The sequence below is a fragment of the Rhodococcus sp. NPDC076796 genome, assembly GCF_040702765.1.
Lineage (GTDB): Bacteria > Actinomycetota > Actinomycetes > Mycobacteriales > Mycobacteriaceae > Rhodococcoides.
The window spans coordinates 551918-576827 of the sequence record NZ_JBFBMS010000002.1; the positions used below are offsets into that span (position 1 = coordinate 551918).

Genomic DNA, 24910 nt, shown 5'->3' on the forward strand with positions numbered 1-24910 from the left:
GCATCGACGCGAATGATCGCAAACTTACTACTGCACTGACCTGCAGGAATGTAGTCGACGAAGTTCCGGACAAAGCGGCACACAGTATGTAGGCTGCATCACATTCGATCCCCTGCTCATACGGCTGACGAGAGGAACCGGCGATGGCCGCTCACCCGAACGAACCCGGATTGTCCAACCGAAACAACTGGAACAACCACGTTCGACGGCACGCCCTCATGCAGCCCGAAGCGGTGGCGCTTCGATTTCAGGGACGATCGATCAGCTGGCGCGAACTCGACGACCGCGTCTCGCGGTTCGCGGGCGCGCTGCACAGCCGCGGAATCGGATTCGGCGACCGGGTATTGATCGTGATGCTCAACCGTCCCGAATACCTCGAGGCGGTACTGGCGATCAACGCGCTCGGCGCACTCGCCGTCCCGGTGAACTTCCGGATGACTCCACCGGAGGTGGCGTTTCTCGCGCAGAACAGCGGCTCCACCCTGGTGATCACCGACGAGACCCTTGCGCCGCTGGCCGAAGCAGTTGTAGCGCAGAGCGATTCACTCACCGAAATCATCACCGTCGGAGACGCCTACGAGGCGCTGCTGTCCACCGTCGAGCCGGCGGACACCGTCGACGTGCCGGACGACGCCCCGGCACTGATCATGTACACCTCGGGCACCACCGGAAGACCCAAGGGCGCTGTGCTCACGCACGCGAACATGCAGGCCCAGGCATTCACCTGCATCCGGGCACTGCAGATGAGCGCCACCGACGAGGTGGGTTTCTGCGCCTCACCGATGTTCCACATCGCCGCACTCGGCAGCCTCGCGCCGAGCCTGCTGCTCGGCATTCCCACCGTCGTCCACCCGGTCGGAGCATTCGATCCGGGCACCCTGCTGGACGTACTCGCCGCCGAGGGTGTCACCAACCTCTTCCTCGTCCCCGTGCAGTGGCAGGCGATGTGCGCCGAGCAGGCTGCCAACCCGAGAGAACTTGCCCTGCGGGTCATTTCCTGGGGTGCCGCCCCGGCATCCGACACCGTCCTGCGCGCGATGTCGGCAACGTTCCCGGGTGCGATGAACGTCGCGGTCTTCGGGCAGACCGAGATGTCGCCCATCACCTGCGTGCTCGACGGCGTCGACGCCCTCCGCAAACTCGGCTCCGTCGGACGCGTCATCCCGACCATCGCAGCACGCGTCGTCGACGACGAGATGAACGACGTGGCGCTGGGCGAGATCGGCGAAATCGTCTATCGAGGGCCCACATTGATGCGCGAATACTGGGAGAACCCCGACGCGACGGCAGACGCATTCCACGGCGGCTGGTTCCACTCGGGCGACCTCGTACGCCAGGACGAGGAAGGCTTCGTGTTCGTCGTCGACCGCAAGAAGGACATGATCATCTCCGGCGGCGAGAACATCTACTGCGCCGAAGTCGAGAACGTCCTGTTCTCCCACCCCAGAATCCTCGAGGCCGCGGTGATCGGCCGCCCCGACGACAGATGGGGTGAGGTGCCCGTCGCGGTGGTCGCACTGCACGATTCGCCGGCCACCCCCGACCTGACCCTCGACGAGCTTCTCGTGTGGCTCGGCGACCATCTCGCGCGGTTCAAGCACCCCAAGGAATTGGTCGTCGTCGACGCCCTCCCGCGCAACGCGAGCGGCAAGGTGGTCAAGGTCGCACTCAGGAAGACCTACTCGCCTGCACCTGCCTGACAGACGCCTCAGGGAGGCGTCGGACATGCCCGGTACACGACGCCCTTCGAGAGCCGACACGGGGCCGAAGTGCTGGTCGGGGCACACCCCGAATCGGATAGGACGTAGCCTGGCTGGGAAGGTTCGGTGGCTCGACCGGAATGACAGTCGTGTTGTTCGGTTAGATTGGGAGAGCCACCAGGCACGATGCAAGAGGGTCGAGACCTGTCAACGAGCGACGGGTCACCACAATCGAGGAGAACAGGCCATGGCTTTACCAGTATTGACACCGGAACAGCGCACCGCGGCGCTGGCCAAGGCGGCCGAGGCACGCACTGCGCGGTCGAAGCTGCTCGCATCCGTCAAGTCCGGCGAACTCAGCGTCGCTGACGTTCTCGCCAAGGCGGAGAACGACGAGATCGTCAAGAAGACCAAGGTGTCCGCCCTGATCAAGGCCCTGCCGGGTGTTGGTTCCGTGCGCGCCGCACAGCTGCTCGAGCAGCTGTCCATCGCCGATACCCGCCGTATCGGTGGCCTCGGTGCAAACCAGCGCGAAGCCCTCCTGGCTGCCGTCGCATCCTGATTCACAACCTGCGATAACGCGTTGCCTGCAGGGCTAGCATTTCGACCATGAACGTCGAAGTGACCCTGCTGCCGGGAATCGGGGTGCGGAAGGATTTCGCCCTCGCTTCCGGGCGTCGCATCGGCGTCATCACCCGCAAGGACGGCGCGAACGAGCTGATCGTCTCGCGCAAGGACGACCCCGATGCGACGCAGGAATCCATCACGTTGAGCAATGAGGAAGCGGCGGCCCTGGGCAATCTGCTCGGGTCGCCGCAACTCATCGCTCAGCTCGGGGAAGAGCACCGCGACCTCCCCGGAATCAACACCCGCCAGCTTCCCGTCAGGGAGGGCTCGCGATTCGACGGCCGCCCCCTCGGCGATACCGGGATGCGCACCAAGACCGGCGTCTCGATCGTCGCAGTGATGCGTGCGGGCCAAGTACAACCATCGCCCACTCCGGGCTTCACCCTCGTCTCCGGCGATCTGCTGGTCGCTGTCGGAACCGCCGACGGGCTCGACGCAGCCGCCAGGATCCTCGGCAATGCCTGACAATCGTCGGTACTGACCGGTGGCCGAGACTGCACTCGCTCTCACCGAACTGGGAGCGGTGTTCTTCGTCCTCGGCCTACTGGCACGCGTTGCAGGCAAGTTCGGTGTCTCCCCCATTCCGTTCTATCTGCTCGCCGGTCTCGCCTTCGGCAACGGCGGCATCGTCACCCTCGGCGGCATCGACGAGTTCAGTGAACTCGCCAGCGAAATCGGCGTCGTCCTTCTGCTGCTCCTGCTCGGACTCGAGTACACCGCCACCGAACTCGTCACCGGACTGCGCCGCTCCTGGATGGCCGGGCTGGTCGACATCGTCCTGAACTTCACCCCGGGCGCAGTCGTCGCACTGCTGCTCGGCTGGGGCGGCGTCGGGGCGCTGGTGATGGGCGGTGTCACCTACATCTCGTCCTCGGGCATCATCGCCAAGGTCCTCACCGACCTGGGCCGACTCGGCAACCGCGAAACCCCCATCGTGCTGTCCATTCTGGTGTTCGAGGACCTCGCGATGGCCGTCTACCTGCCCATCCTCACCACCGTTCTGATGGGGGCCAGCTTCCTCGGCGGGCTCGAAGCTCTCGGGATATCTCTACTGGTCGTCACGATCGTCCTGGTCGTCGCTCTGCGCTACGGCAGTTCGGTCTCCGCATTGCTCGACAGCAAAGACCGCGAGGTCATGTTGCTCAACGTCCTCGGCGCTGCCCTACTGGTGGCGGGCATCGCGTCGGAACTGCAGGTCTCGGCCGCCGTCGGCGCGTTCCTGCTCGGCATCGCGATCTCCGGCTCGACGGCCGCCAACGCCACCCGCGTACTCGAACCCCTCCGCGACCTGTTCGCAGCGATGTTCTTCGTGGTGTTCGGACTCGCCACCGACCCCGCGACCATCCCACCGGTGCTGGGCTGGGCCGTCGTGTTGGCATTCGCCACCGCGGCCACGAAGATCGCGACGGGTTGGTGGGCGGCCCGGCGTCAGGGCATCGGCCGACCGGGCCGCCTGCGTGCCGGCGCGGCGCTGGTGGCACGCGGCGAGTTCTCCATCGTCATCGCCGGGCTGGCCGTGGCCGCAGGCGCGGTGGAGGGCGAGCTCGCGGCTCTGGCGACGGCATACGTGCTGCTGATGGCAATCCTGGGGCCCATTGCCGCTCGAGTCGTCGAACCGGTCGCGCAGGTCCTCCTGCGCGCGAAGCCCGCCGTGTGATTGGCTTTCGGGATGGTGGACAAGCGTCGAGCATCGGTTCTGCGCCGACGGCCGCAGCTGTCGGAGGAGGTGGCCAGCCACGTCCGGCACCTCGTCATGTCCGGCGAAGTGAGTCCGGGAGACTTCATCCGACTCGACGAGACGGCCGCCGAACTCGGAGTGAGCGTCACTCCGGTCCGCGAGGCACTGCTGACGCTGCGGGGTGAGGGCATCGTCGAGCTGGTCCCGCATCGCGGATACAAGGTCTCGCCGCTGACGCCGAACGACATCGTCGACATCTTCTGGCTGCAGGGGCGGATCGCCGTCGAGCTGGTTCGCCGCGCTGCGCCGAAGATCACCGAGGCCGAACTCGACCGGCTCGCCGAACTCACCGCAGCACTGTCGATCGCCGTCGAGAACGGAAAGCCGGAGGACGTCGAGAACTGCGAGTTCGAGTTCCACCGCGTCCTCAACCGACTCGCCGAATCCGCGAAACTGGCGTGGTTTCTCAACAACGCCACCCGCTACACACCCACCCGCCTCTACGCCACCGACCGCGACTGGGGCCGAGCGACGGTGCGCAACCACGAGGAACTCATCGAGGCACTCATTCGAAACGACATCGACGCCGCCTGCGAATTGATGAAGCAACAATTCACAGACGGCGCCGAGAGGTTGATCGCGCATCGCGGTTGAGCGCTACGCGCATGTGAGCGAAACTTTGTAGTGGGCTACGAAGTTCCGTTCACATGGGGTCAGCGCAGCGAGGCGGGAACCTGAAAGCGCTCGCCGTACTTCTTGGCCAATTCGTCTGCACGAGTGACGAATCCGGCCTGACCTCCCGGGTAGCCGACGACGTACTGGTGCACGCCTCCGGTCCAAGCGGGGAAGCCGATGCCGAAGATCGAGCCGATGTTGGCATCGGCGGTGGTGTTCAGCACACCCTCGTCGAAGCACTTCTGCGTCTCGATGGCCTCGATGAACAGCATGCGTTCCTTGAGGTCCTCGAACGGGATGTCCGCCGAGCCCGACTTGAACGCATCACGCAGTCCGGGCCACAGGCCGGCGCGCTTGCCGTCCTCGTACTCGTAGAAGCCCGCACCCTTGGCCTTCGACGGACGCTCGAACTCGTCGACCATCTTGTCGATGACCTCACCGGCCGGATCCTCCGGCGGAGTTCCGCCGGCAGCCTTGATGGCGTCGTAGGTCTCCTTGCGGATCTTCTGCATCAGGTTGAGCGTGAGCTCGTCCGAAAGCTGCAGCGGCGCAGCCGGGTAGCCGGCCTGCAGACCGGCCTGCTCGATGGTCGACGGCTCGACGCCCTCGCCCAGCATCGCAATGGCCTCGTTGATGAACGTGCCGATGACGCGCGAGGTGAAGAAGCCACGGCTGTCGTTGACGACGATCGGGGTCTTCTTGATGAGCTGTACCAGGTCGAATGCCTTGGCCAAGGCCGCATCCGACGTCTTCTCGCCGCGAATGATCTCCACCAGCGGCATCTTGTCCACGGGCGAGAAGAAGTGGATTCCGATGAAGTCTTCCTGACGCTTGATGCCCTGAGCGAGGCTCGTGATGGGCAGCGTCGAGGTGTTGGAACCGAGCAGCGCCGTCGGATCGACGAGGTCCTCGATCTCCTGGAACACCTTCTGCTTCAGCTCTTCCGACTCGAAGACGGCCTCGATGACGAGGTCAGCGCCTTCGACGTCCTTCGCATCGGCCGTCGGGTGGATACGCGCGAGCAGGGCGTCGGACTTCTCCTGGGTGGTCTTGCCACGCGAGAGCGCTTTGGCTTCGATGGCCTCGGAGTACGCCTTGCCCTTCTGCGCCGACTCGAGGGCAACGTCCTTGAGCACCACGTCGATTCCGGCCTTGGCACACACGTACGCGATGCCCGCGCCCATCATGCCCGCGCCGAGAACCGCGACCTTGGTGAAGGTGGTCTTCTCGATGCCGTCGGGACGGGACTTGCCGGCGTTGATCGCCTGCAGGTCGAAGAAGAACGCCTGAATCATGTTCTTGGACACCAGGCCGGTGACCAGCTCGGTGAAGTAGCGCGACTCGATGGTGCACGCGTTGTCGAAATCGACCTGCGCACCTTCGACAGCAGCCGCGAGAATCGCACGCGGAGCCGGCATCGGTGCGCCCTTGATCTGCTTGCGCAGGTTGGACGGGAACGCAGGCAGGATCTGTGCGAGCTTCGGATTCGACGGCGTGCCGCCGGGGATCTTGTAGCCCTTGACGTCCCACGGTGCGACGCCGCCCTCGGGGTTGGCCTTGATCCACGCCTTGGCGGTGGGCACCAATTCGTCGATGCTGCCGACCAACTCGTGAACAAGACCGATCTCGAGAGCCTTCGCCGGACGGAACCGGGTGCCCTGGGCGAGGACGGTCATGAAGCCGGTCTGGATGCCGAGCAGTCGCGTGATGCGGGCAACGCCACCGCCGCCGGGCAGCAGGCCCAGCGAGACCTCGGGCAGACCGATCTGGACACCGGGAACATCGGCCGCGATGCGGTGATGCGTCGCGAGGGCGATCTCGAGTCCGCCGCCGAGTGCAGCGCCGTTGATGGCGGATACGACGGGCTTACCGAGCTTCTCGATCCGACGCAGCTGGCTCTTGACTTCCTGGACCTCGTCGAACACCCGCTGGGCGTCCTCGGGCTGAGCGGCGATGAGGGTGTGCAGATCGCCGCCTGCGAAGAACGTCTTCTTGGCGGACGTGAGCACGACGCCGGTGATGGAATCGACCTCGGCCTCGAGGCGGTCGACGGTCGCTCCCATCGAATCCTTGTACAGCTGGTTCATCGTGTTGGCACCCTGGTTGGGGTCGTCCATCGTCAGAACGACGATACCGTCGGCGTCCTGGTCCCACTGAATCATGTTGTCAGACATCGTAATACCTCAGACTCGCTCGATGATGGTGGCGACGCCCATGCCGCCGCCGATGCACAGGGTGATCAAGGCGTACCGGCCGCCGCGGCGCTCGAGCTCGTCGAGCACGGTGCCGGTGATCATCGCTCCGGTCGCTCCCAGCGGGTGGCCCATGGCGATGGCACCGCCGTTGACGTTGAGCTTCTCGTTCGGGATGTTCAGATCCTTCTGGAAGCGCAACACGACGGAGGCGAATGCCTCGTTGAGCTCGAAGAGATCGATGTCGTCGACGGTCAGGCCCGCGGTTGCGAGAACCTTCTTCGACGCCGGGGTGGGCCCGGTCAGCATGATGGTCGTGTCGGCACCACTGGTGGCGGTCGCGACGATGCGCGCCCTCGGCACCAGGTTCAGGTCCTTACCGGCCTGCTCGCTGCCGACGAGGACAAGTGCTGCGCCGTCGACGATGCCGGAGCTGTTACCGCCCGTGTGCACGTGATCGATCTTCTCGACCCAGTGGTACTTCTGCAGCGCGACGTCGTCGAATCCGCCCATGGCCGCGATACCGGTGAAGGCCGGGTTCAGCTTGCCGAGGGACTCGACCGTCGTGCCAGGACGCATGTGCTCGTCCTGATCGAGGATGAGAAGGCCGTTCTGATCCGTCACCGGAACGACGGACTTGGCGAAGTAGCCACCGGACCACGCCGCTGCGGCGCGCTCCTGGGACTGGACGGCGTATGCGTCGACGTCTTCGCGGCTGAACCCCTCGATCGTCGCGATGAGATCGGCACCGATGCCCTGTGGGGCGAAGTAGGTGTCGTAGTTGGTGACGGGGTCCATGGCCCACGCGCCGCCGTCGCTGCCCATCGGCACGCGCGACATCGACTCGACGCCACCGGCGATGACGAGCTCGTCCCAGCCCGAGCGCACCTTCTGCGCAGCCAGGTTGACGGCCTCGAGACCGGACGCGCAGAAGCGGTTGAGCTGGAAGCCGCCGACGGTGTCGGGCATCTTCGCCGCGAGCACTGCCGTGCGCGCGATGTCCGCACCCTGATCTCCGACGGGTGAGACCACGCCGAGGATCAGATCGGAGATCCGGTTCTCGTCCATGTCGGGGAAACGTCGACGAAGCTCGTCGATCAGGCCCGTCACCAGGGAAATCGGCTTCACCGAATGCAGGGAGCCGTTCTTTCCCTTACCTCGGGGAGTCCTGATGGCCTCGTAAATGAATGCCTCTGTAGTCACAGCGCGCAGTTCCTTCCAGATACTCGATCTTCTCGCGGTCGCAGTGGTGGCCGACCGCATCGGTGCGAGGCCACAACAGACCTCAGCTCATGCCACAGTAGAGCCGCGGGTAGATCCGACATAAGGACCGAAACGAGCGTGGTCCATGACCGACGCGGAGGTTCAGGTTTGAACGAAGTCGGCATGGGACACTCCGATAGATCAGATCTACCGAGCGCGGAAGAAGACCCACCATGGAAACCGACAACGAACTGACCGTGGGCGCTCGCGTCAAAGTACGCATCCACTCAACCGGCACAGACGACAAGGCCGGTCAGGACGCCTACGAGACCGGGGCGATCGTCGAGGACTTCGGTGTCCAGACAGCCGACACCACCTCGCGGGACTGGGCGGTGGCACGGCGTTGGGCCGTGGCACTCGACAGTGGTCGCTTGGTGTTCGCGGACAACGAGGACCTCAGCGTCGGTTGACGCTCAGATCTCTTTGAGCGGTACTGCTCCCAGTTCGCTGACCAACAGCTCCATCGCGACGGTTTCCGGGTCGCGGCGAACCGTCGGATCGGCGGGCTCGGCCGCGGCCTTGAGCAGCTCTTCCTCGTCCTCCGGGGTCTCCGGCGGCGGTGGGCCTACCGGCTCGGGCTCGTCGGGATAGTCCGGCGCTTCGGGCATCGGAATGTCGTCCGCCCCGATGCCGGTCGAGGATCCGTCGCCCGCTGATCCGAAACCGTCCGACGTGGGACGGGGAGCCCCTGCCTGGCTCGGCCTCGAGAACTTCGGCAGCGACGCGGGTTTCGCTGCCGGTTCATCTTTTTTTGCTGATGACTGTTCCGGTGGTGCCGCCGCACCTACCAGGCACACCACCGACCATTCGACGCCGAAGACGTCACGCAGAGCGTCGCGAATGACGTCGGCGTTGCGGGGTTCCTCGAGCCGTTTGGCCAACGGTGCCGAGTCGTGGCCGAGCGTGATGGTGCCGTTCTCGACGGCGCGCACCGAGGCACCGGAGAGCATCACCTCGACGGTGCGGCTCCGGTCTCGTACCTTCGTGCGCACCTCGGACCACACCGCTCGAACCGCGGCTGCGTCGGGCTCGCTCGACGCGGCGGCGGGGGCCGCCACGGGTTCCGGTTCCGACTCGAACACCGGATCCGGCTCGGGGCCGTAATCGTCCTCGGGCTCCGGCGGAAAATCCTCGTGAGCCACCGAGGCGGCGGGTACCGAGTCCTGTTGCGCTGGAACGGGTTCCGGTGCAGATTCGGGTTGCGGGGTTGACTCGGGTGCGGGAGCAGGCTCGGGTTCCGGCGTCGGAGCGGGCACGGGTGTGGGCTCGGGTTCCGGCGTCGGCTCGGGTGTCGGAGCTGGCTCGGGCCGGGCGGGCTCCGGTGCCGGTGCCGGTGTGGGAGCAGACGCAGCGGGTGCGGGCGCTACCGGAGCAGCTGGTGCGGCGGCTGCCGGCTCTGCGGCCGGTGGGCGTTGCGACGGCCGCTGGAACTTGTTCACCGGTGCCGGACCCGAGGGTGCTGGTTCCTCGGTGGGTTGCAGCTGCGGTCGCGTCGGATCCGCGGCTGCCTGGGCGACGGCTGCTTGCTCTCCCGCCGGAAGGGTGACGTCCAAGCGGCGTTCGACGCGTTCGAGTCGTTGCAGCACCGCCGATTCCGCGTCGGAAGCAGAGGGCAGCAGCATGCGGGCGCACATCACTTCGAGCAGCAGCCGCGGGGCCGTGGCACCGCGCATCTCGCCGAGTCCCGAGTGCACGATCTCGGCGTACCGAGTCAGCGTCGCAGAGCCGAGCAGATCGGCTTCGTCACGCAGTCGCTCGAGTACGTCGCCCGGCACGTCGACCAGACCGCGTTCTCCGGCGTCGGGCACGGCCTTCATCAGGATCAGATCGCGCATGCGATCGAGGAGGTCGATGGCGAAGCGGCGTGGGTCGTGGCCCGCGTCCATCACCTTGTCGACGGTGCCGAACAGTGCGCCGCCATCGCCTGCGGCCAATGCGTCGACAGCCTCGTCGATGAGTGCGACGTCGGTGACGCCGAGGAGCGAGAGTGCTCGCGGGTACGTGACGCCCTCGGGCCCGGCTCCGGCCAAGAGCTGATCCATGACGCTGAGCGAGTCACGGGGCGAACCGCCGCCGGCGCGGATGACCAACGGGTAGACCGCGTCCTCGACCGGGACCTGTTCCTGGCCGCAGATCTTCTCCAGCAGAACGCGCATCGTCGAGGGCGCGAGCAGCCGGAACGGGTAGTGGTGGGTACGCGAGCGGATGGTGGGGAGCACCTTCTCGGGCTCGGTGGTCGCGAAGATGAAGACGAGGTGCTCGGGCGGTTCCTCGACGACCTTGAGCAGCGCGTTGAAGCCTGCCGGGGTCACCATGTGTGCCTCGTCGATGATGAAGATGACGTAGCGCGATTCGGCCGGGGCGTACACGGCCTTGTCTCGCAGATCTCGCGCATCGTCGACGCCACCGTGGCTGGCCGCGTCCATCTCGACGACATCGAAGTTGCCGGGTCCGCCTGGGGCGAGGGCGACGCAGGAGTTGCAGACGCCGCAGGGCGTCGACGTCGGACCTTCGGCGCAGTTCAGCGATCGGGCGAGGATGCGCGCCGAGGAGGTCTTTCCGCAGCCGCGCGGCCCGGAGAAGAGGTAGGCGTGGTTGATTCTGTTGCTGTCCAACGCCACGCTGATCGGCTCGGTGACGTGCTCCTGACCGACGACCTCGGCGAACGTCGCAGGACGGTACTTCCGGTAGAGGGCCACGCCCGAAAGGGTACCGGCGACCACGGACACAGTTGCATCGCCGGTCATCGTTGGCCGGTGGATACCGCTCTGATGTTCATGATGGCGAAGCTCTCGCGGGTGCCGGTCGATTCCGAGAGCGCGTACAGCCAATGGCCGTCCTGCAGCGCATCCGAGATCGCGTGCCGCACGATGGCTCCCCTGGAGTTCTGGTAGTCGATCGAGACAGGGGTGCCGCGCGCTGCGGCGTCGGTCAACAGATCCAGCTCCCGCGGCAGCAGCCTGCTGTGCGAATCCAATGCAGACCGCACTCGTGCCTCGTCGACGGTTCCGCTGCTGCCGGCCAGCAGGAGCCGCGCGAGCTCGCGTGGTTCGCGTCGGTGCCGTGCCGGGTGGACGGCACGATGCGTCGACCGGGTATCCCCCGCACGGATCCGAGGTGCGCTGTCGAGTTGGAGTTGCCCGGTGTCGGAGTGCCGCACCGGGGAGTATCCGTGCCTGCGAAGCACGGCGATGGTGTCGATCGGCGTGGCCGAACTGACCAGGACGGTGGGAGCGAGGCGCTGGAACTGCAGTACGGCCAGGGACTCGTCGCTCTCGATGTTCGTCAGCAGGACGACGTCCTCGGAGACGATGGCGCAGGGGATCCTGCGCACGGCCAGCGCGCCGTAAGTGCGCCAGCAGTCTCGAATCGTGTAGCTCAGCGCCTGAGGCACGTCGGTGTCGGCCATCGCGGTCAACGCATCGATCAACTCCTCGCCGGTGCCGCCGGTGTCGAAGAAGCCTCGGATGGTCGTCGGGGTGAACCGCCAGACCGACGCCACCTCTCTGGACTCGGGCTGCGCGGACGCGCCGAGTATCGACGCCACTTCGGTACTGGGCGGTCCGGTCACCACCGCCGTGGAATCGGGCAACAGCCGAACGGAGAACGGAACCCACTCGGCCATGTCCTGCAACTGTGCGGCCAGTGCCGCACGGATTTCGCGAGGGTCGCCGTCTCGACCCGCGGGGAACTCGACGAGAGTGCGGCACAGATCGGTCGGTGCACCGTCGGCCAGTATCCCGAGCCGACCGGCCTCCAGCCACAGCGCGTGCACGTGACCGGGTCCGGCGCTCGTCGAGACGACCGGGATGTGCCAGTCCAGGTACCCGGCGAACTCCTCGGAACTGTGCAGAATCGTCACCGGCGAGTCGGCGGCCTCGTATCGGAGCAGAGCTGTCAGCGCCGTCGCGCGCAGGTCGGCTGCAGCGGGGTCGTCGAGCATCTTCTTGAGCACGGGAACGGTTTTCTGCGACGCACGGGGCACTCGGTGGGTGGGCGTGAACGGCGAAGTCCACCACGCGGTCACCAGCGTGGCTGCCTGTTCGGCTCGGCTGCTCGTCCGCCATGTCTCGTACGCCGAGGTCAACGCGACGCCGGTCTTCCCGCGTTCGGCGAGCAGCCCGGCTTCGCGTGCCAGCATCAGCATCAACGCGGTGTCGTGTTCGTCGGCGAATCCCAGCCTGCTCGTCAGCGTTCGAAGCGCCTTGGCACTGATGCCACCGGTCTTCATCATCGTCAGGCCGTCGGCGTCGACGGCCGTCAGCAACGCCTGCGTGTGTTCACAGAACTGCAGCAGGGCGATGGAACGGTTGCGCCGCACGTCGTCGTGTGAGAGCACGCGGGTGTCGAGTGTCGGAGGCGTGAGTTCGATGGGCAGACGCCACCCGTCCCCTCGCAGTGCGATGCTCACCTCCAACGGCATCTCGACGCGGTGCCCGTCCAGTCGATACAACAATCCCCGCTCGAAGGCGGGCGTCCCCGCGCTCGGAGGAATATCGAAGATCAGTGACACCGGCTTGCCATCGACGAAGCGAGACAACATCTCTCGCATCTCCTCGGGCCCGCCGTCGAACAGCGCCCTGATGCGTTCGGGCGTCATCGCAGCCGCAACGGCGTCTGCGCGCGCCCCTCGCTCGAGCGCCGGATCGATACCGAGGATCGACAGCACGGCCAGCCTGTCCTGCTCGACGGCGCAGTGCAGGAACAGCTTTCGTTGTCTACGAGCAAGTCCGAAGGGATGCGAGAACACCCCGGACAGATCGATGGGTGAATATTCGACGGTGCCGGCGCCGGGTGAGGAGTGCGGCCAGATCAATCCGTGGGCCGTCAGGGTCGTGAGAGCTGCATCGATGTGCGGCGTCTCGTTGATCGATCCCTCACTCGCCCAGTGCCCGATCTCGGCGCGGCTCAGATCGCCCATGAGCGCGAACAATTCGAGCAGAACGAGCGAGCCGCTGTCGAGTCGACGCGGCAGCATCGACACCCGAGCCGGTGCACCGAGCAGCTGCGCGAGCAAGCCGAACGAGCGCGGTGGCGGGTCGGTGGCCACGTCCGGCCGACGGTGCAGCAGATCGGTCAGTGCGTCCTCGTCGAGAGACGCCAGCCAGCCCTCGTACGTCCCGATACTGTCGGTCATCTCGCCCCCCGGTGAAAGTTCTGGTCACTGTAACGACCGGCACCGACAGACTTATTTGTTCTTGGCTGCGGCTTTCGCTGCCTTCTTGAACTCGCGCACCTCGAGCAGCGATTTCTCGTCCACCACGTCGGCGATGGATCGACGCGCACCGTCGTCGCCGTACGCTCCGGCGGCCTTGCGCCACCCGTCGGGCGTGACGCCCATCTGCTTGCCGAGCAGTGCAAGAAAGATGCGAGCCTTCTGATCGCCGTAGCCGGGGAGGGCCTTGAGTCGCTTCAGCACTTCGGCACCGTCGGGATCGTCGCGAGTCCAGATCTCCTGCGGCTTCCCGTCGTAGTTCTCGACCAGGAATGCCGCGAGCCCCTGGATGCGCTTGGCCATCGAACCCGGGAACCGATGGACGGCCGGGGTCTGCGCGCACAAGGCAGCGAATTCCTCGGGATCGGTGTCGGCGACGGTGTCGACCTTCAGGTCGCCGAGACGGTCGACGAGCTTCTTCGGGCCAGCGAACGCCGATTCCATCGGCACCTGCTGATCGAGCAGCATGCCGATCAGCAGTGCGAACGGATCCTCGGCGAGCAGTGCGTCGGCCTCAGGGTCGCCGACGAGGTGCAGTGTGCGAGACATGCGATCGATCCTGCCACGGTGGATGTCGATCTGTGACCGGGGCGCTACAGAACCGTATGCACTCCTTCACACCAGCCAGATCACCAGCGACATGGCGAGAAACGACACCAGCTGATAGCTGCAGTTGATGAGCGTCAGCTTGGGGGGTTTCAGCTCGAAGGCATTGTGCTGAAGCAACGTCGTCGCCGAGAACGCTATCCACGTGACCAGGCCGACGAGCACTGCGACCCAGACCGATTCATTCTCGAAAGCCGACGATGCAACGCTGATGGCGATTGCCAGACCCACGGCAGTGATGCTGTTGGCGACAAGAAGCTGCACCATGTTTCTTGTGCTGGCATTCTTGGACTGTTGCGGGGTGATGCCGGTCAGTTGCCACCACGGGGCAACGAAGACCTTGCCGTACCAGATGCCGGCTACACCCATGCCTGCCACGATTGCGAGCACTACGCCGAGCCAATTCAGTTCCATGTGCTCCCCCTTGTTCGAACAAGCTCCACACGTCTCGTTCATCGTGTCGCGAAGCGCGCTGCTTCCGTGCGGTTCTGGGCTCCGAGTTTGGTCAAGACATTCGACACGTGCACGCTGACGGTCTTGACGCTGATCACGAGTCGCTCCGCGATCTGCTTGTTGGTGCATCCCTCGCCGAGGAGTTCCAGAACGTCCCACTCACGACGAGTCAACAGGTCCGCACCCACGGGCCGACGCGCATCGCCGAGCCTCACGGTGGCCCCGAGTCTGTCGTAGATCGCGATGGCCTCATCGGCCGCGTGTGCGGCTGCCGACCGGTCACCTGCGGCCTCGAGGGCTTCGGATAGCGACTGCAGTGCACGGGCACGCTCGAACGGCTGAATTGCGAACGCGTCCACGGCCGCACGCCATGCCGCCACTACCGAGGCAGCATGCCCGTATCCGCAGTTGAGACGCAGGTGACCCAACTCGGCCTCGCCTCGCAGTATCCATGCGGTCGACTCCCAACCGTAGGACGGGCTGGAACTCGCTGTGCGTTCGATGTCGGAGTGCAGGCGTGATCCGATTTCCAGTGCGGCCTGAGCACCGATGACGGTCGACCCGCGGCGCGCCGCTTCCATCGCCAGTACCGACAATCTGATGCGTCCCCCGAACCATGGGTTGTGCCATTGCGCGCCCACGGTGGCGACAGCGGCTTCGAGGCAGGTGATCACTTCGGCGAACCGCCCGTTGCACAACGCTGTATAGGCAACAGCTGCGCTCGTCAGAATCGTGATGAAGCCATCCTGAGATTCGAAGGGTCGAACGCGTTCGATGTCGGCCGTGAGTTCCTCGTCCCCGATTGCGGCTCGAATCTGAAATCCTGCGCACAGTTGCTCGGCCGAACCCAAAGGTGGTGCGGCCGACTCGATCTGAGCCAGGTCGGCAAGGGCCAGCATCCAGTCACCCGAGTAGTAGCGCACGTTCGCAAGCTGGACACGCGCCCCGACGCCGTAGGGCGTCCATTGGCGGCCCGTGGATCGAGCGATCTCGACTGCCTCCTGGAACGATTCCTGGGCCGATAGGAAATTACCGTCGTCGAATTCGACCATTCCGAGATTGAACTTGCTGCGCAGCAGATCCCCGATGTCACCGCTTTCTCGCGCGAGTGCGGCGGTACGAATGAGGAGCGTGCGCGACGCCGCGGGGTCATTGTGGCGTCCGTGTAAGCGCGCCAGCGTAATCCGTGCATCTGCCGACCGCCCCGGGTCGCCGAGGGACTCTGCAATACGCACAGATTCCTCGGCCCAGGCGAGTGACTGATCTTCCCTGCCCAACGAATCGGTTATCCGTGCACCGAGAGCGGTCAATTGCACTCTCCATGGGGCGAATTCCTCCGCGTCCGCGATGATCAAAGCCTGCTCGACGGCCGCCAGGGCCGAATCCTCACGTTCGATCGCCAGAGCCGATGTCGCCTCGGCGTGCAACAAATCGAGTCGCTCAGGGATCGTCAACGCATCCCCACCCCGTTCCAGTTCGGCACGGACGACGGAGAGCGCCCGCAGGTCCTGCCCTGCTGTCGTCGACGCCAACGCGTATTCCAACACCAAAGCCGTTTCCGTCGGCTCCCATTGCGGCTGTCGCAGTTCCAGGGCGGCGGCGAGATGAGCCATGGCCTCAGCAGGAGCAGCCAGCGACATCGCCTCGCGGCCCGCATCGACGTGGGCTCTGAACGCCTTCGGCAGATCGTGGGCCAATCCTGCGTGTCGAGCCAGATCCGCGGCAGCGCCACGATGTCGGTGTTCGGTGAGCGTGTCGACGAAAGTAGCGTGCAACCTCGCACGACGACCGGGCAGGACGTCGTCGTAGATGGCCTCGGCCAGGAGCGCGTGGCGAAAGACGTAGTAGAAGTCGGTGGTCTCCACGAGTCGGGCGTCGACGATCTCGCGGATCACGTCTTCGAGCCGGTCTTCGTCCAGACCGGTCACCGCTGCCAGAACCTCGTGCGCGACGCGGGGGCCACCCACCGCCATCGTTTCCGCTACCGACTTCGCCGTGGGCGACAAGGCGTCGAGCCGGACCAGCAGTAGCTCGGCAAGGCCCGGCGGAATCGACGATCCGGGACGCTGGCCGGCAGATACGAGTTCTTCGATGAAAAAAGGGTTGCCGCCCGATCGCTCCACGATGACGTCCCGGGATGCCACATCCGTTGCTACGGGAAGCGAATCGAGGAGGCGATACGACGATTCGGCGTCGAGAGCCGTCAGATCGACTCGACGGACGTAGCTCAGACGTGTCCACTCGGAGAGCGACTGTCGGAGTGGGTGTTTGCGATGCAAATCGTCACTACGATACGAGATCACCAAGGAAACATGCGTTTTCGCGAGTCTCGACAGCAGAAATGTCATGAGCTCACGGGTGGAGGTGTCCGCCCAGTGCGCATCCTCGACGATGAGGAGCGCCGAGCGGTCGGCCCCGGCTGCAGTCAGCGCGACGAGGGCAGCATCGAACAGTTCGGTCCGTGTGGTGTGTTGGAGTGGACCGAACAATTCGGTGAACGCGAGATACGGAATACCGACCTCACCGAGGTCCAAGCACCGCCCGACCAGTACCTGAGTTCCGCGTGCTTCCGCATTGCGCCGCAGTTCTGCCAGCAGTCGCGTTTTGCCGACACCGGCGTCACCGGACACGACGGCCGCGGCAGGTACGCCTCGGGCAGCATCGGCGACGACCTGTTCGAGCGCTGCAAGTTCGGCGCCCCGTCCGATCAGAGTGCGAGCCACGCCAACAAACTACGCCGCGCTCGTGGCCGGCGGTCGTTCTGTGCGCGCCTGCGCACTCGGCGGTCGTACGCTCGCAGCGAATCGGCAACACGACGTTCATGATCGGCCAGGGCATCGTAGGTGGAGTGCATGGAACTCACTCTGGCTCCGCCGCACCGTCCACACATCGGACGAGTTCCCTATCTTCGGTCGAACCGTCGTGCGAGAGCGCCCTAGGGAACAGCCGACGCGATTACCTCACAAGGGACCGGTCAGGTGATCGACACCAACTGGGTGATGTCGTCGAAGGGCAGTGGACCGTCGACGACGGCTCCGACGACGGCGCTGTTGAGGATGATCGATCCGCCGTGGTTGTCGAGGAAGGCGGTGTCGGATGCGTCGCGTCCGGTGGCGATGCGCACCAGGGTCGATCGAGGTGCGAGGCACGTCGCGTCCACCACTCGCCATTGGCCTTCGACGAATGCTTCGGCGACCGCGTGGAAGTCCATGGGGTCGCAGCCCGGTGCGTACACCGCGACCAGGCGCGCGGGGACGTTGACCGCACGCAGCAGGGCCACCACGAGGTGGGTGTAGTCGCGGCAGACTCCGGCACCGGCGAGGAGGGTGTCGACGGCGCCGTCGATGGGGTCGCTGCTGCCCGGGACGTAGCTCAGCCGCGCCCCGACCCAGGACGAGACCTCGGCGAGCAGTTTTTCGGACGGCGGGTAGGAACCGAATTCCGTTGCCGCGAAACCGAAGAACTTGTCCGCCTCGGAGTATCGACTGGGCCGCAGGTACAAAGAGAGGTCGTAATCGGAGACCGGTGCAGGCTCGGTGTTGCCGTAGATGGTCGCCGAGTACGACGCCTCGAGCTTGCCGACGTCGGCGTGAATCTTGTGGATGCGAGTGCCGTGAGCACCGCTGATCTCCTGCGCCTCGATCGGCTGACCGTCGAGTGTGAACGAGAGCGCTTCCCACACATCGGTTCCTGGATGAGGTGCGATTGCGATCTGGAACTCGAGGGTGCTGGCCTCGGTCACGTCGACATCGAGGTACGCAGAGACGTCACGTTTCATCGTGCCGATCCTGCCATCTTCGAGCCGTTCGCGCAGACTATGACTCGTCGGTGGGGCGATCGCCGGTCACCAGGAAGATGACTCGTTTGGCGACCTCGACGGTGTGGTCGGAGTATCGCTCGTAGAAGCGTCCGAGCAGCGTGATGTCCACTGCGGCCGGCACGCCGTGCGGCCAGTCGGGTGCAGAAGTCAGCATGAACAGGCTGCGGTGCAGTGCGTCCATTTCCTGATCCTGGATTCGCAGGTCGGCGGCGAGTTCGGCGTCCCGGGTTTCCAGTACGCGTTGCGTCGCCTCGGCCTGCGCGACGGCAACTCGACCCATCTGCTCGAACACTCCCTCGACCTCGGGCGGCAGCACGTGCGCGGGGTGGCGACGACGGGCCAGTTCGGCGATGTGCACGGCCAGGCCGCCCATTCGCTGCAGGTCGGCGACGATGTTGATTCCGGAGACGACGCGTCGTAGATCGTGGGCAACGGGTGCCTGCAGGGCCAGGAAGCCGAACGCTCCGTGCTCCCACTCGACGGCGAGGATGTCGATCTCTTCGCGGTATTCGATGGTCTGCTCGGCCAGGACGATGTCGGCGGTCAGCAAAGCTCGGGTGGCGTCGACCATTGCTTTTTCGGCAATCTTCGACATATCGGACAGGTTCGACGCCAACGTATCGAGTGTCTCGGTGTAAACGTCCCGCATGTACTACTCACCCCTACCGAATCGGCCCACGACGCGGGGCCTGTAGGTCTGTTACCCCCGAATGCATCCTTCTACACCAGGTCGGCACTGTGGGAGCCTTTGTCGCATGAACATTGTGAAGTCGGTCATGCTGTTCGCGGTGGCAGCCGTGTTCGAGATAGGTGGGGCATGGCTGGTGTGGCAGGGAATCCGCGAGCATCGCGGGTGGCTCTGGGCGGGAGCGGGCGTGATCGCCCTCGGTGCCTACGGTTTCGTGGCGACGCTACAGCCCGACGCCAATTTCGGTCGGATCCTGGCGGCATACGGCGGTGTGTTCGTCGCGGGATCACTGCTGTGGGCGATGGTGGCCGACGGCTTCCGGCCCGATCGCTGGGACATCGCCGGATCGTCGATCGCGCTGATCGGCGTCGCGGTGATCATGTACGGCCCGCGCTGAGCTGCGCGGACCGTACACGATCGAGGTGTTGCCGATTCAGCAGTTGGACGGTGCGGGCACTCCGTAGAAGCGGTCCTTGATCCAGTTCTGCGCCTCACCGAGTCCGAGGATGTCCGGAATCAGATGTCCGGCACCGGAACCCGGGACGATGGCCGGAATCTGCGCGGCGCTCAGCTGCACGGTGGCACCCTTGCCGCACCAGTCACCGGCCAGACCGACGGCCTGTCCGTGAGGCACGATGTCGTCGGAGGTGCCCGACTGGATAAGCACCGGAGCGTTGGGCGTGCGCTGGCCGATCTTGTTCTTGGCCAGGATCTCCTGAGCCCTCGGCAGCCTGTCGAGTACCACCGAGAGCGGCTCACCGGTCTTGGTGTATTCGTTCGTCCGGTGCAGCCCGACGTTCAGAATCGTTTCTCCCACACACTGGTTAGCCACCAGGTTCAGCATGGCCTTGCCTGCGTCGTTGATGTTCTCGTCGAGCAGCGGCTGGAGATCGGGATCGGAGTTGAGCAGACCGTTCAGGGTGTAGCCGATCACGCCGGTGAGAATGGTGCCGTCGACCTGCTCGAGGGTCTGCTTCAGATCGGCAGGTGGGGCGCCCGCGTAGGTGCCGACCAGATTCATCTCCGGTGCGTACTCCTCCGCGAGTTCCGCAGCAGCAGCCGCTGCTCCACCGCCCTGCGAGTAGCCGTACGCCGCGACCGGACCGTCCGCGGAGATCTTGGTGCCCTGCAGGTTCTGCGCTGCGCGGGCCGCGTCGAGCACAGCGTGAGCTTCCGATGCGCGGTTGACGTAGGTGTGCGCACCGGGGGTACCGAGGCCCTCGTAGTCGGTGATGACGACGCCGTATCCCTGCGAGAGCAGGGCGTATGCCGCGAGCACCTCGTACTCGACCATGAAGCCGAGCGGCGGGGTGTAGGTGATGACGTTGTTCAGCATCTTCGACGGCGCGCACTGATCGCCCTGGCCCTGGGTTCCCGGGGCGAGGACGACGAGCGGACGCGGGCCGGGCCCGGTCCACGGTGCGGCAGGATCGATGTAGGTTCCCGTGACGGCATTGGCTTCGCCGTTGGAATCGTTGCTGCGGTACATGATTCGCGTTGCGGCACCCGGCAGAGGGCCACCGACCCCGGGGACCGACAGAGCGAGGTGCGACGGCTCGGACCGGATGACGTCACCCGGGACGCCTGCGGGCAGCGGGCTCGGCGGTACGTAGAAGTCCGATTCGACGGTCGAACCCGTCGACGATCCAGAGCCCGGGGCTGCAGATGCGATCGGATTGGCCATACCGATGAGCACTGCGGATACCGCCACTGCCGAAAAAATGACACGTGTCGAACGCAACTCGAATCCCCCAACGTCGATCCCCAGCTCCCGAGTACGCGATACATCGGGTAGCACTCAATTCCGTTAGGGACCCTACGTGATCGATCGCACAACGCAAAGGGTTTCGTGACGTGGACCCTGTTCGCTCAGCGGCGGCGACGGTGCAGCGCCGCTTTGGCCACGTCGACCTCGGCGTCGGTGAAGGGTCGGCCCGGCAGCTCGGCGAGAGGGACTCCGTCCCCGCGGAGACCGTCGAGCAGCACGGTGAAGTAGCGACGCCAGTTCTGCGCATCGACGGAGGTGGAGAACTCGACAGCGGCACCGATCATGCCGAGTATCGGATAGAAGTCGTTGACCTCGATGTCGGGCCGTAGCTGGCCGGACGCCCGGGTCCGCTCGACGATCTTCGCGAAGAACGGATCTATCCGCTGACGCACCTGTGCAATTCCGTGGCAGCCCTGATCGGACCCGAGAACGACGTCTCCGAGTCCCCGATCGAGTGCCATTCCCGCGCACACATCGCCGAGGAACTGCACCAGCCCGTCCCACGGATCCTCGGCCGCGAGTGCACGCTCGGCGTTCTCGAGCATGTCCACGAGACGCTGCTCGAACACGCCGTCGATCAGCTCTTCCTTGCACGAGAAGCGGCGATAGACGGTTCCGACGCCCACCTTGGCGTGCGCAGCGACGTCGTCGAGCGTGATGTCGATGCCCCGTGAGGCGAACAGCTCGCGGGCCGCGTCGACGATGCGTCGACGGTTGCGCTCGGCGTCCGCACGGAGGGGCTTCGCTGCCGATGTGTCGGCTCTCACACTCATTCGATGTCCGTTTCACCCGATAAGCGGAGGACATTCCTCCACTTCGCTGCTACCTTGTTCTACAACCGGAGGATACACCTCCGCATAGTCGAACCGAGGACTCATGACCACCCTTTCATCGGAGAACGTGGGCGACGCGACGTCGACCACGCCGGCGGACGAACGTGCGCATCGGAATCGCTGGCTGATTCTCGCCACGCTCGGACTGGCCCAGCTCATGGTCGTGCTCGACGCGACCATCGTGAACATCGCGCTGCCCGCAGCCCAGCTCGACCTGGGCTTCGACAATGCCAACCGCTCCTGGATCGTCACCGCCTACGCCCTCGCGTTCGGCAGCCTGCTGCTGCTCGGCGGGCGGCTCAGCGACCTCTTCGGTCGCCGCAACACCTTCCTCATCGGTCTCGTCGGCTTCGCGCTGATGTCGGCGGTCGGCGGCGCGGCCGTCAACTTCGGCATGCTCGTCGCTGCCCGAGCCGGTCAAGGCCTGTTCGGCGCACTGCTCGCTCCCGCGGCCCTCTCGCTCCTGGCCACCACCTTCACCGACACCAAGGAACGTGCCAAGGCATTCGGCATCTTCGGTGCCATCGCAGGCGGCGGCGGTGCACTCGGCCTGCTTCTCGGCGGCGTGCTCACCGAATGGGCGAACTGGCGCTGGAGCCTCTACGTCAACCTGATCTTCGCGGCGATCGCCTTCGTCGGCGGATTCCTGTTCCTGGCCAAGCACAAGGTGGACGTCCGGCCCAAGCTCGACATCCCCGGCACCCTGGCAGTATCGGCTGCCCTGTTCTCCATCGTCTACGGCTTCGCACACGCCGAGTCCGACGGCTGGAGCAACGCAGTCACCCTCGGTTTCCTCGCCGCAGGTGTCGTTCTGCTCGCAGTGTTCGTGACCATCCAGATGCGCGTCGAGCACCCGTTGCTGCCGCTGCGGATCGTTCTCGACCGCACCCGTGCAGGATCGTTCCTGGCCGTGTTCGTCACCGGAGCAGGCATGTTCGCGGTGTTCCTGTTCCTGACCTACTACCTGCAGAACACGCTGAAATACACACCCATCACCACCGGGTTCGCGTTCATGCCGATGATCGCTTCACTGATCCTCACCGCGACGCTGTCGACGGCGCTGATCCTCCCCCGCTTCGGACCGCGCATTCTGATGACGACCGGCCTGGTCGTCGCTTCGATCGGCATGGCGCTGCTGACGCAGATCTCCATCGACAGCAGCTACGTCACGCACATCCTGCCCGGCCTGGTCATCATGGGCCTCGGACTCGGTGCCACCATGGCCCCGGCGATGCAGGGCGCGATCTCGGGCGTCGACCGGGACGACTCCGGCGTCGCATCGGCAACGGTGAACACGATGCAGCAGGTCGGCGGCTCGATCGGAACCGCGCTGCTGAGCACCGTGGCCGCCAACGCGGCGACGGGCTACGTCAGCTCCAACCTGGCGACGGCAACCGACGCGGCCTTGCTGCAGGCCAACGCGGAGATCGCCAGCTACACCACCACGTTCTGGTGGGCGTCGGGAATCTTCCTGCTCGGCGCAGTGCTCTCGGCCGTGCTCCTGAAGAACGGACCGTTGCCTTCGGCTCCCGAAGGTGCGGTTGTCGTCGGGCACTGAGAGCGGCTGCGCCGCATGTGAGCGGAACTTCGTAGCCTGCTACGAGGTTCCGCTCACAAGGGTTCAGCTTTCGAGCAGCTTCTCGGTCGCGGCCAGAAACACGCAGGTCGCGACGCCGTCCATCGACTTCTCCAGCTCACCGAGCGAAGGGAAGCTCGGGGCGAGGCGAATGTTCTTGTCTTCCGGATCTTTTCCGTACGGGAAGGCCGAGCCGGCGGCCGTCAGAGCGATTCCGGCGTCCTTGGCCAGCGCGATCGACCGTGCGGCCGTGCCCTCGAGCACGTCGAGGCTGATGAAGTAGCCGCCCTTCGGTTCGGTCCACGACGCGATCTTCGACGCACCGAGCCGGTCTTCGAGAATCTGCTGCACCAGGGCGAACTTGGGTGCCAGGATCTCGCGGTGCTTGGCCATGTGGGCCCGCACCCCGGCGGCGTCACCGAAGAAACGCAGGTGCCGCAGCTGGTTCAGCTTGTCCGGTCCGATGCTCTTCTTGCCGAAGTGCTTCTGGTACCAGGCGAGGTTCTCCTCGGAACCGCCGAAGAAGCTGACGCCTGCCCCGGCGAACGTGATCTTCGAGGTCGACGCGAACACGAACGGGCGGTTGGGGAACCCGGCCTCGGCGGCCATGCCCAACACGTCGTACGACGGCGCGAATTCCTCGGTCAGTGGATGCACCGCGTAGGCGTTGTCCCAGAACAGTCGGAAGTCGGGTGCGGCCGTGGGCATGGTGGCCAGCGCGCGAACCACGTCCTCCGAGTACACGGCACCGGTGGGGTTCGCGTAGTTCGGCACCACCCACATGCCCTTGATCTGCGGATCCGACGCCACCAGGTTGGCGATCTCGTGCACGTCGGGGCCGTCAGGTCCCACGGGAACGGGGATCATCTCGATGCCGAAGCTCTCGGTGATCGCGAAATGCCGGTCGTAGCCGGGGGCCGGGCACAGGAAGCGCACGTTCGGCTCGGCCGACCAGGCTCGCGGCGAGTCGGGCAGACCGTGCAGCAGCGCCCAGACGACCAAGTCCTGCATGATTTCGAGGCTGGCATTGTTCCCGGCCAGCAGATTCTTCACCGGGATGCCGAGCAGTTCACCGAAGATGGCACGCAGTTCCGGCAGGCCCGCAAGGCCGCCGTAGTTGCGGCAATCGGTGCCGTTGCCGTCCTTGTAATCCGCGCCCGGGAGCGTCAACAGGTCGGCAGCGAGATCGAGCTGCTCGGGTGACGGCTTGCCGCGCGTCAGATCCAGCTTCAGATTCTCGGTCTTGAGCTGCGTGTACTTCGCGCTCTGCCGCTCGTGCTCGGAGGCAAGCTCCTCATGGTTCATCAGACCCAACTGGGTTTGCGCTGACATGCGGAGCGGCCTCTCGGTGACTGGGTTCCCCGGACAGTGTTGATGTCACTGAATAAAGGGGACCCCGCGCACCCGGCAGAGCCCATTGACCCTTGCTGCCTTCCGGCCCTGGGGGAGTTCACAGGATGCGCGCCGCGCGGGATCCATTGGAAAGTGTAGCCGCCTCCCGTCGGGCAACACATCACCACCCTTCGCGCCTCCCGATTTGGGAGATGGTGGGGGTAACCGGGTAAGCTTCCCCACGGAGGATTCGCCTAGTGGCCTATGGCGCTCGCCTGGAACGCGGGTTGGGTTAACGCCCTCAGGGGTTCAAATCCCCTATCCTCCGCCAGAGAAGCCCCCGTGACATGTCACGGGGGCTTCTTGCTGTTCGAGGAGGTTGTTCACCCGCCCGCCGGCCCGATCGCCCGCCCCCAGTCCGCCGGCCCGATCGCCGGCCCCAGTCCGCGTCGATGTCACATTGACGCGCTCAGACGTATGCAGT

General features: G+C 65.4%; 20 protein-coding genes, 1 tRNA gene and 1 other RNA gene. 9 read left to right on the forward strand and 13 right to left on the reverse strand.

Annotated features, from left to right (window positions below):
• The first annotated feature begins 143 nt into the window (after positions 1-143).
• The 5 genes from fadD5 to AB0366_RS07905 all read left to right on the forward strand — a co-directional run bounded on the left by fadD5 (position 144) and on the right by AB0366_RS07905 (position 4659).
• Positions 144-1700, forward strand: a complete 1557-nt coding sequence (gene fadD5, locus AB0366_RS07885; protein ID WP_366243367.1) for a fatty-acid--CoA ligase FadD5 — start codon at positions 144-146, stop codon at positions 1698-1700.
• Positions 1701-1947: 247 nt separating this feature from the next.
• Positions 1948-2262, forward strand: a complete 315-nt coding sequence (gene mihF, locus AB0366_RS07890; protein ID WP_008712632.1) for an integration host factor, actinobacterial type — start codon at positions 1948-1950, stop codon at positions 2260-2262.
• 47 nt (positions 2263-2309) lie between these two features.
• Positions 2310-2792, forward strand: a complete 483-nt coding sequence (locus AB0366_RS07895) for a cation:proton antiporter regulatory subunit (RefSeq protein ID WP_366243368.1) — start codon at positions 2310-2312, stop codon at positions 2790-2792.
• A 19-nt stretch (positions 2793-2811) separates the two neighbouring features.
• Positions 2812-3984: a cation:proton antiporter gene (locus AB0366_RS07900; protein WP_366243369.1), complete on the forward strand. Its 1173-nt coding sequence runs from the start codon at positions 2812-2814 to the stop codon at positions 3982-3984.
• Positions 3985-3996: 12 nt separating this feature from the next.
• Complete coding sequence (locus AB0366_RS07905) at positions 3997-4659, forward strand: GntR family transcriptional regulator (protein WP_187298609.1); 663 nt, start codon at positions 3997-3999, stop codon at positions 4657-4659.
• A 59-nt stretch (positions 4660-4718) separates the two neighbouring features.
• On the opposite strand, the gene AB0366_RS07910 is transcribed toward AB0366_RS07905, so the two are convergent.
• Positions 4719-6854 carry a 3-hydroxyacyl-CoA dehydrogenase NAD-binding domain-containing protein gene (locus AB0366_RS07910; RefSeq protein ID WP_366243370.1) on the reverse strand — a complete coding sequence of 712 codons (2136 nt, stop codon included), beginning with the start codon at positions 6852-6854 and terminating at the stop codon, positions 4719-4721.
• Positions 6855-6863: 9 nt separating this feature from the next.
• Entirely contained in the window at positions 6864-8075 is a 1212-nt protein-coding gene (locus AB0366_RS07915) for an acetyl-CoA C-acetyltransferase (RefSeq protein ID WP_121872908.1), read from the reverse strand.
• 233 nt (positions 8076-8308) lie between these two features.
• Here AB0366_RS07915 and AB0366_RS07920 point away from each other — a divergent pair, with 233 nt between their 5' ends.
• Entirely contained in the window at positions 8309-8545 is a 237-nt protein-coding gene (locus tag AB0366_RS07920) for a hypothetical protein (protein WP_366243371.1), read from the forward strand.
• Positions 8546-8548: 3 nt separating this feature from the next.
• Here the strand turns inward: AB0366_RS07920 and AB0366_RS07925 are convergent, their stop codons facing one another.
• The 7 genes from AB0366_RS07925 to phoU all read right to left on the reverse strand — a co-directional run bounded on the left by AB0366_RS07925 (position 8549) and on the right by phoU (position 18878).
• A complete protein-coding gene (locus AB0366_RS07925; protein ID WP_366243372.1) occupies positions 8549-10834 on the reverse strand; it encodes a DNA polymerase III subunit gamma and tau in 2286 nt (761 codons plus the stop codon).
• A gap of 44 nt (positions 10835-10878) precedes the next feature.
• A complete protein-coding gene (locus AB0366_RS07930; protein ID WP_366243373.1) occupies positions 10879-13272 on the reverse strand; it encodes a helicase-associated domain-containing protein in 2394 nt (797 codons plus the stop codon).
• A gap of 51 nt (positions 13273-13323) precedes the next feature.
• Positions 13324-13899: an HhH-GPD-type base excision DNA repair protein gene (locus AB0366_RS07935; RefSeq protein ID WP_366243374.1), complete on the reverse strand. Its 576-nt coding sequence runs from the start codon at positions 13897-13899 to the stop codon at positions 13324-13326.
• 66 nt (positions 13900-13965) lie between these two features.
• Positions 13966-14370: a DUF1761 domain-containing protein gene (locus tag AB0366_RS07940; protein WP_128645775.1), complete on the reverse strand. Its 405-nt coding sequence runs from the start codon at positions 14368-14370 to the stop codon at positions 13966-13968.
• 38 nt (positions 14371-14408) lie between these two features.
• Complete coding sequence (locus AB0366_RS07945; RefSeq protein WP_366243375.1) at positions 14409-17132, reverse strand: LuxR C-terminal-related transcriptional regulator; 2724 nt, start codon at positions 17130-17132, stop codon at positions 14409-14411.
• A 251-nt stretch (positions 17133-17383) separates the two neighbouring features.
• The gene (locus tag AB0366_RS07950) at positions 17384-18187 is read right to left on the reverse strand and encodes a transglutaminase family protein (RefSeq protein ID WP_052049483.1); all 804 of its coding nucleotides are present in this window, start codon (positions 18185-18187) and stop codon (positions 17384-17386) included.
• Between the two features lie 37 nt (positions 18188-18224).
• The gene (gene phoU / locus AB0366_RS07955) at positions 18225-18878 is read right to left on the reverse strand and encodes a phosphate signaling complex protein PhoU (RefSeq protein WP_121871980.1); all 654 of its coding nucleotides are present in this window, start codon (positions 18876-18878) and stop codon (positions 18225-18227) included.
• A gap of 106 nt (positions 18879-18984) precedes the next feature.
• Between phoU and AB0366_RS07960 the strand changes: the two genes are divergently transcribed.
• Complete coding sequence (locus AB0366_RS07960; RefSeq protein ID WP_094612013.1) at positions 18985-19314, forward strand: YnfA family protein; 330 nt, start codon at positions 18985-18987, stop codon at positions 19312-19314.
• A gap of 36 nt (positions 19315-19350) precedes the next feature.
• Here the strand turns inward: AB0366_RS07960 and AB0366_RS07965 are convergent, their stop codons facing one another.
• Complete coding sequence (locus AB0366_RS07965; RefSeq protein ID WP_366243819.1) at positions 19351-20601, reverse strand: lipase family protein; 1251 nt, start codon at positions 20599-20601, stop codon at positions 19351-19353.
• A 185-nt stretch (positions 20602-20786) separates the two neighbouring features.
• Positions 20787-21458 (reverse strand): TetR/AcrR family transcriptional regulator, encoded by a 672-nt coding sequence (locus tag AB0366_RS07970; protein WP_366243376.1) that lies wholly within the window; start codon positions 21456-21458, stop codon positions 20787-20789.
• A 103-nt stretch (positions 21459-21561) separates the two neighbouring features.
• Between AB0366_RS07970 and AB0366_RS07975 the strand changes: the two genes are divergently transcribed.
• Positions 21562-23076: an MFS transporter gene (locus AB0366_RS07975; protein ID WP_366243377.1), complete on the forward strand. Its 1515-nt coding sequence runs from the start codon at positions 21562-21564 to the stop codon at positions 23074-23076.
• Between the two features lie 63 nt (positions 23077-23139).
• Here the strand turns inward: AB0366_RS07975 and AB0366_RS07980 are convergent, their stop codons facing one another.
• Together AB0366_RS07980 and ffs are read right to left on the reverse strand one after the other, a co-directional pair.
• Positions 23140-24426, reverse strand: a complete 1287-nt coding sequence (locus AB0366_RS07980; protein WP_366243378.1) for an aminotransferase class I/II-fold pyridoxal phosphate-dependent enzyme — start codon at positions 24424-24426, stop codon at positions 23140-23142.
• A 53-nt stretch (positions 24427-24479) separates the two neighbouring features.
• Positions 24480-24574, reverse strand: an RNA gene (gene ffs / locus AB0366_RS07985) — signal recognition particle sRNA small type.
• 95 nt (positions 24575-24669) lie between these two features.
• Between ffs and AB0366_RS07990 the strand changes: the two genes are divergently transcribed.
• Positions 24670-24757, forward strand: a tRNA-Ser gene (locus AB0366_RS07990).
• Positions 24758-24910: the final 153 nt, after the last annotated feature.

What these genes read in the sequence shown, in the direction of transcription:
- fadD5 (WP_366243367.1), top strand. Translation starts at nt 144, where the DNA reads ATGGCCGCTCACCCGAACGAACCCGGATTGTCCAACCGAAACAACTGG.
- mihF (WP_008712632.1), top strand. Translation starts at nt 1,948, where the DNA reads ATGGCTTTACCAGTATTGACACCGGAACAGCGCACCGCGGCGCTGGCC.
- AB0366_RS07895 (WP_366243368.1), top strand. Translation starts at nt 2,310, where the DNA reads ATGAACGTCGAAGTGACCCTGCTGCCGGGAATCGGGGTGCGGAAGGAT.
- AB0366_RS07905 (WP_187298609.1), top strand. Translation starts at nt 3,997, where the DNA reads ATGGTGGACAAGCGTCGAGCATCGGTTCTGCGCCGACGGCCGCAGCTG.
- AB0366_RS07910 (WP_366243370.1), bottom strand. Translation starts at nt 6,854, where the DNA reads ATGTCTGACAACATGATTCAGTGGGACCAGGACGCCGACGGTATCGTC.
- AB0366_RS07920 (WP_366243371.1), top strand. Translation starts at nt 8,309, where the DNA reads ATGGAAACCGACAACGAACTGACCGTGGGCGCTCGCGTCAAAGTACGC.
- AB0366_RS07930 (WP_366243373.1), bottom strand. Translation starts at nt 13,272, where the DNA reads ATGACCGACAGTATCGGGACGTACGAGGGCTGGCTGGCGTCTCTCGAC.
- AB0366_RS07935 (WP_366243374.1), bottom strand. Translation starts at nt 13,899, where the DNA reads ATGTCTCGCACACTGCACCTCGTCGGCGACCCTGAGGCCGACGCACTG.
- AB0366_RS07940 (WP_128645775.1), bottom strand. Translation starts at nt 14,370, where the DNA reads ATGGAACTGAATTGGCTCGGCGTAGTGCTCGCAATCGTGGCAGGCATG.
- AB0366_RS07950 (WP_052049483.1), bottom strand. Translation starts at nt 18,187, where the DNA reads ATGAAACGTGACGTCTCTGCGTACCTCGATGTCGACGTGACCGAGGCC.
- phoU (WP_121871980.1), bottom strand. Translation starts at nt 18,878, where the DNA reads ATGCGGGACGTTTACACCGAGACACTCGATACGTTGGCGTCGAACCTG.
- AB0366_RS07960 (WP_094612013.1), top strand. Translation starts at nt 18,985, where the DNA reads ATGAACATTGTGAAGTCGGTCATGCTGTTCGCGGTGGCAGCCGTGTTC.
- AB0366_RS07965 (WP_366243819.1), bottom strand. Translation starts at nt 20,601, where the DNA reads ATGGCCAATCCGATCGCATCTGCAGCCCCGGGCTCTGGATCGTCGACG.
- AB0366_RS07970 (WP_366243376.1), bottom strand. Translation starts at nt 21,458, where the DNA reads ATGAGTGTGAGAGCCGACACATCGGCAGCGAAGCCCCTCCGTGCGGAC.
- AB0366_RS07975 (WP_366243377.1), top strand. Translation starts at nt 21,562, where the DNA reads ATGACCACCCTTTCATCGGAGAACGTGGGCGACGCGACGTCGACCACG.
- AB0366_RS07980 (WP_366243378.1), bottom strand. Translation starts at nt 24,426, where the DNA reads ATGTCAGCGCAAACCCAGTTGGGTCTGATGAACCATGAGGAGCTTGCC.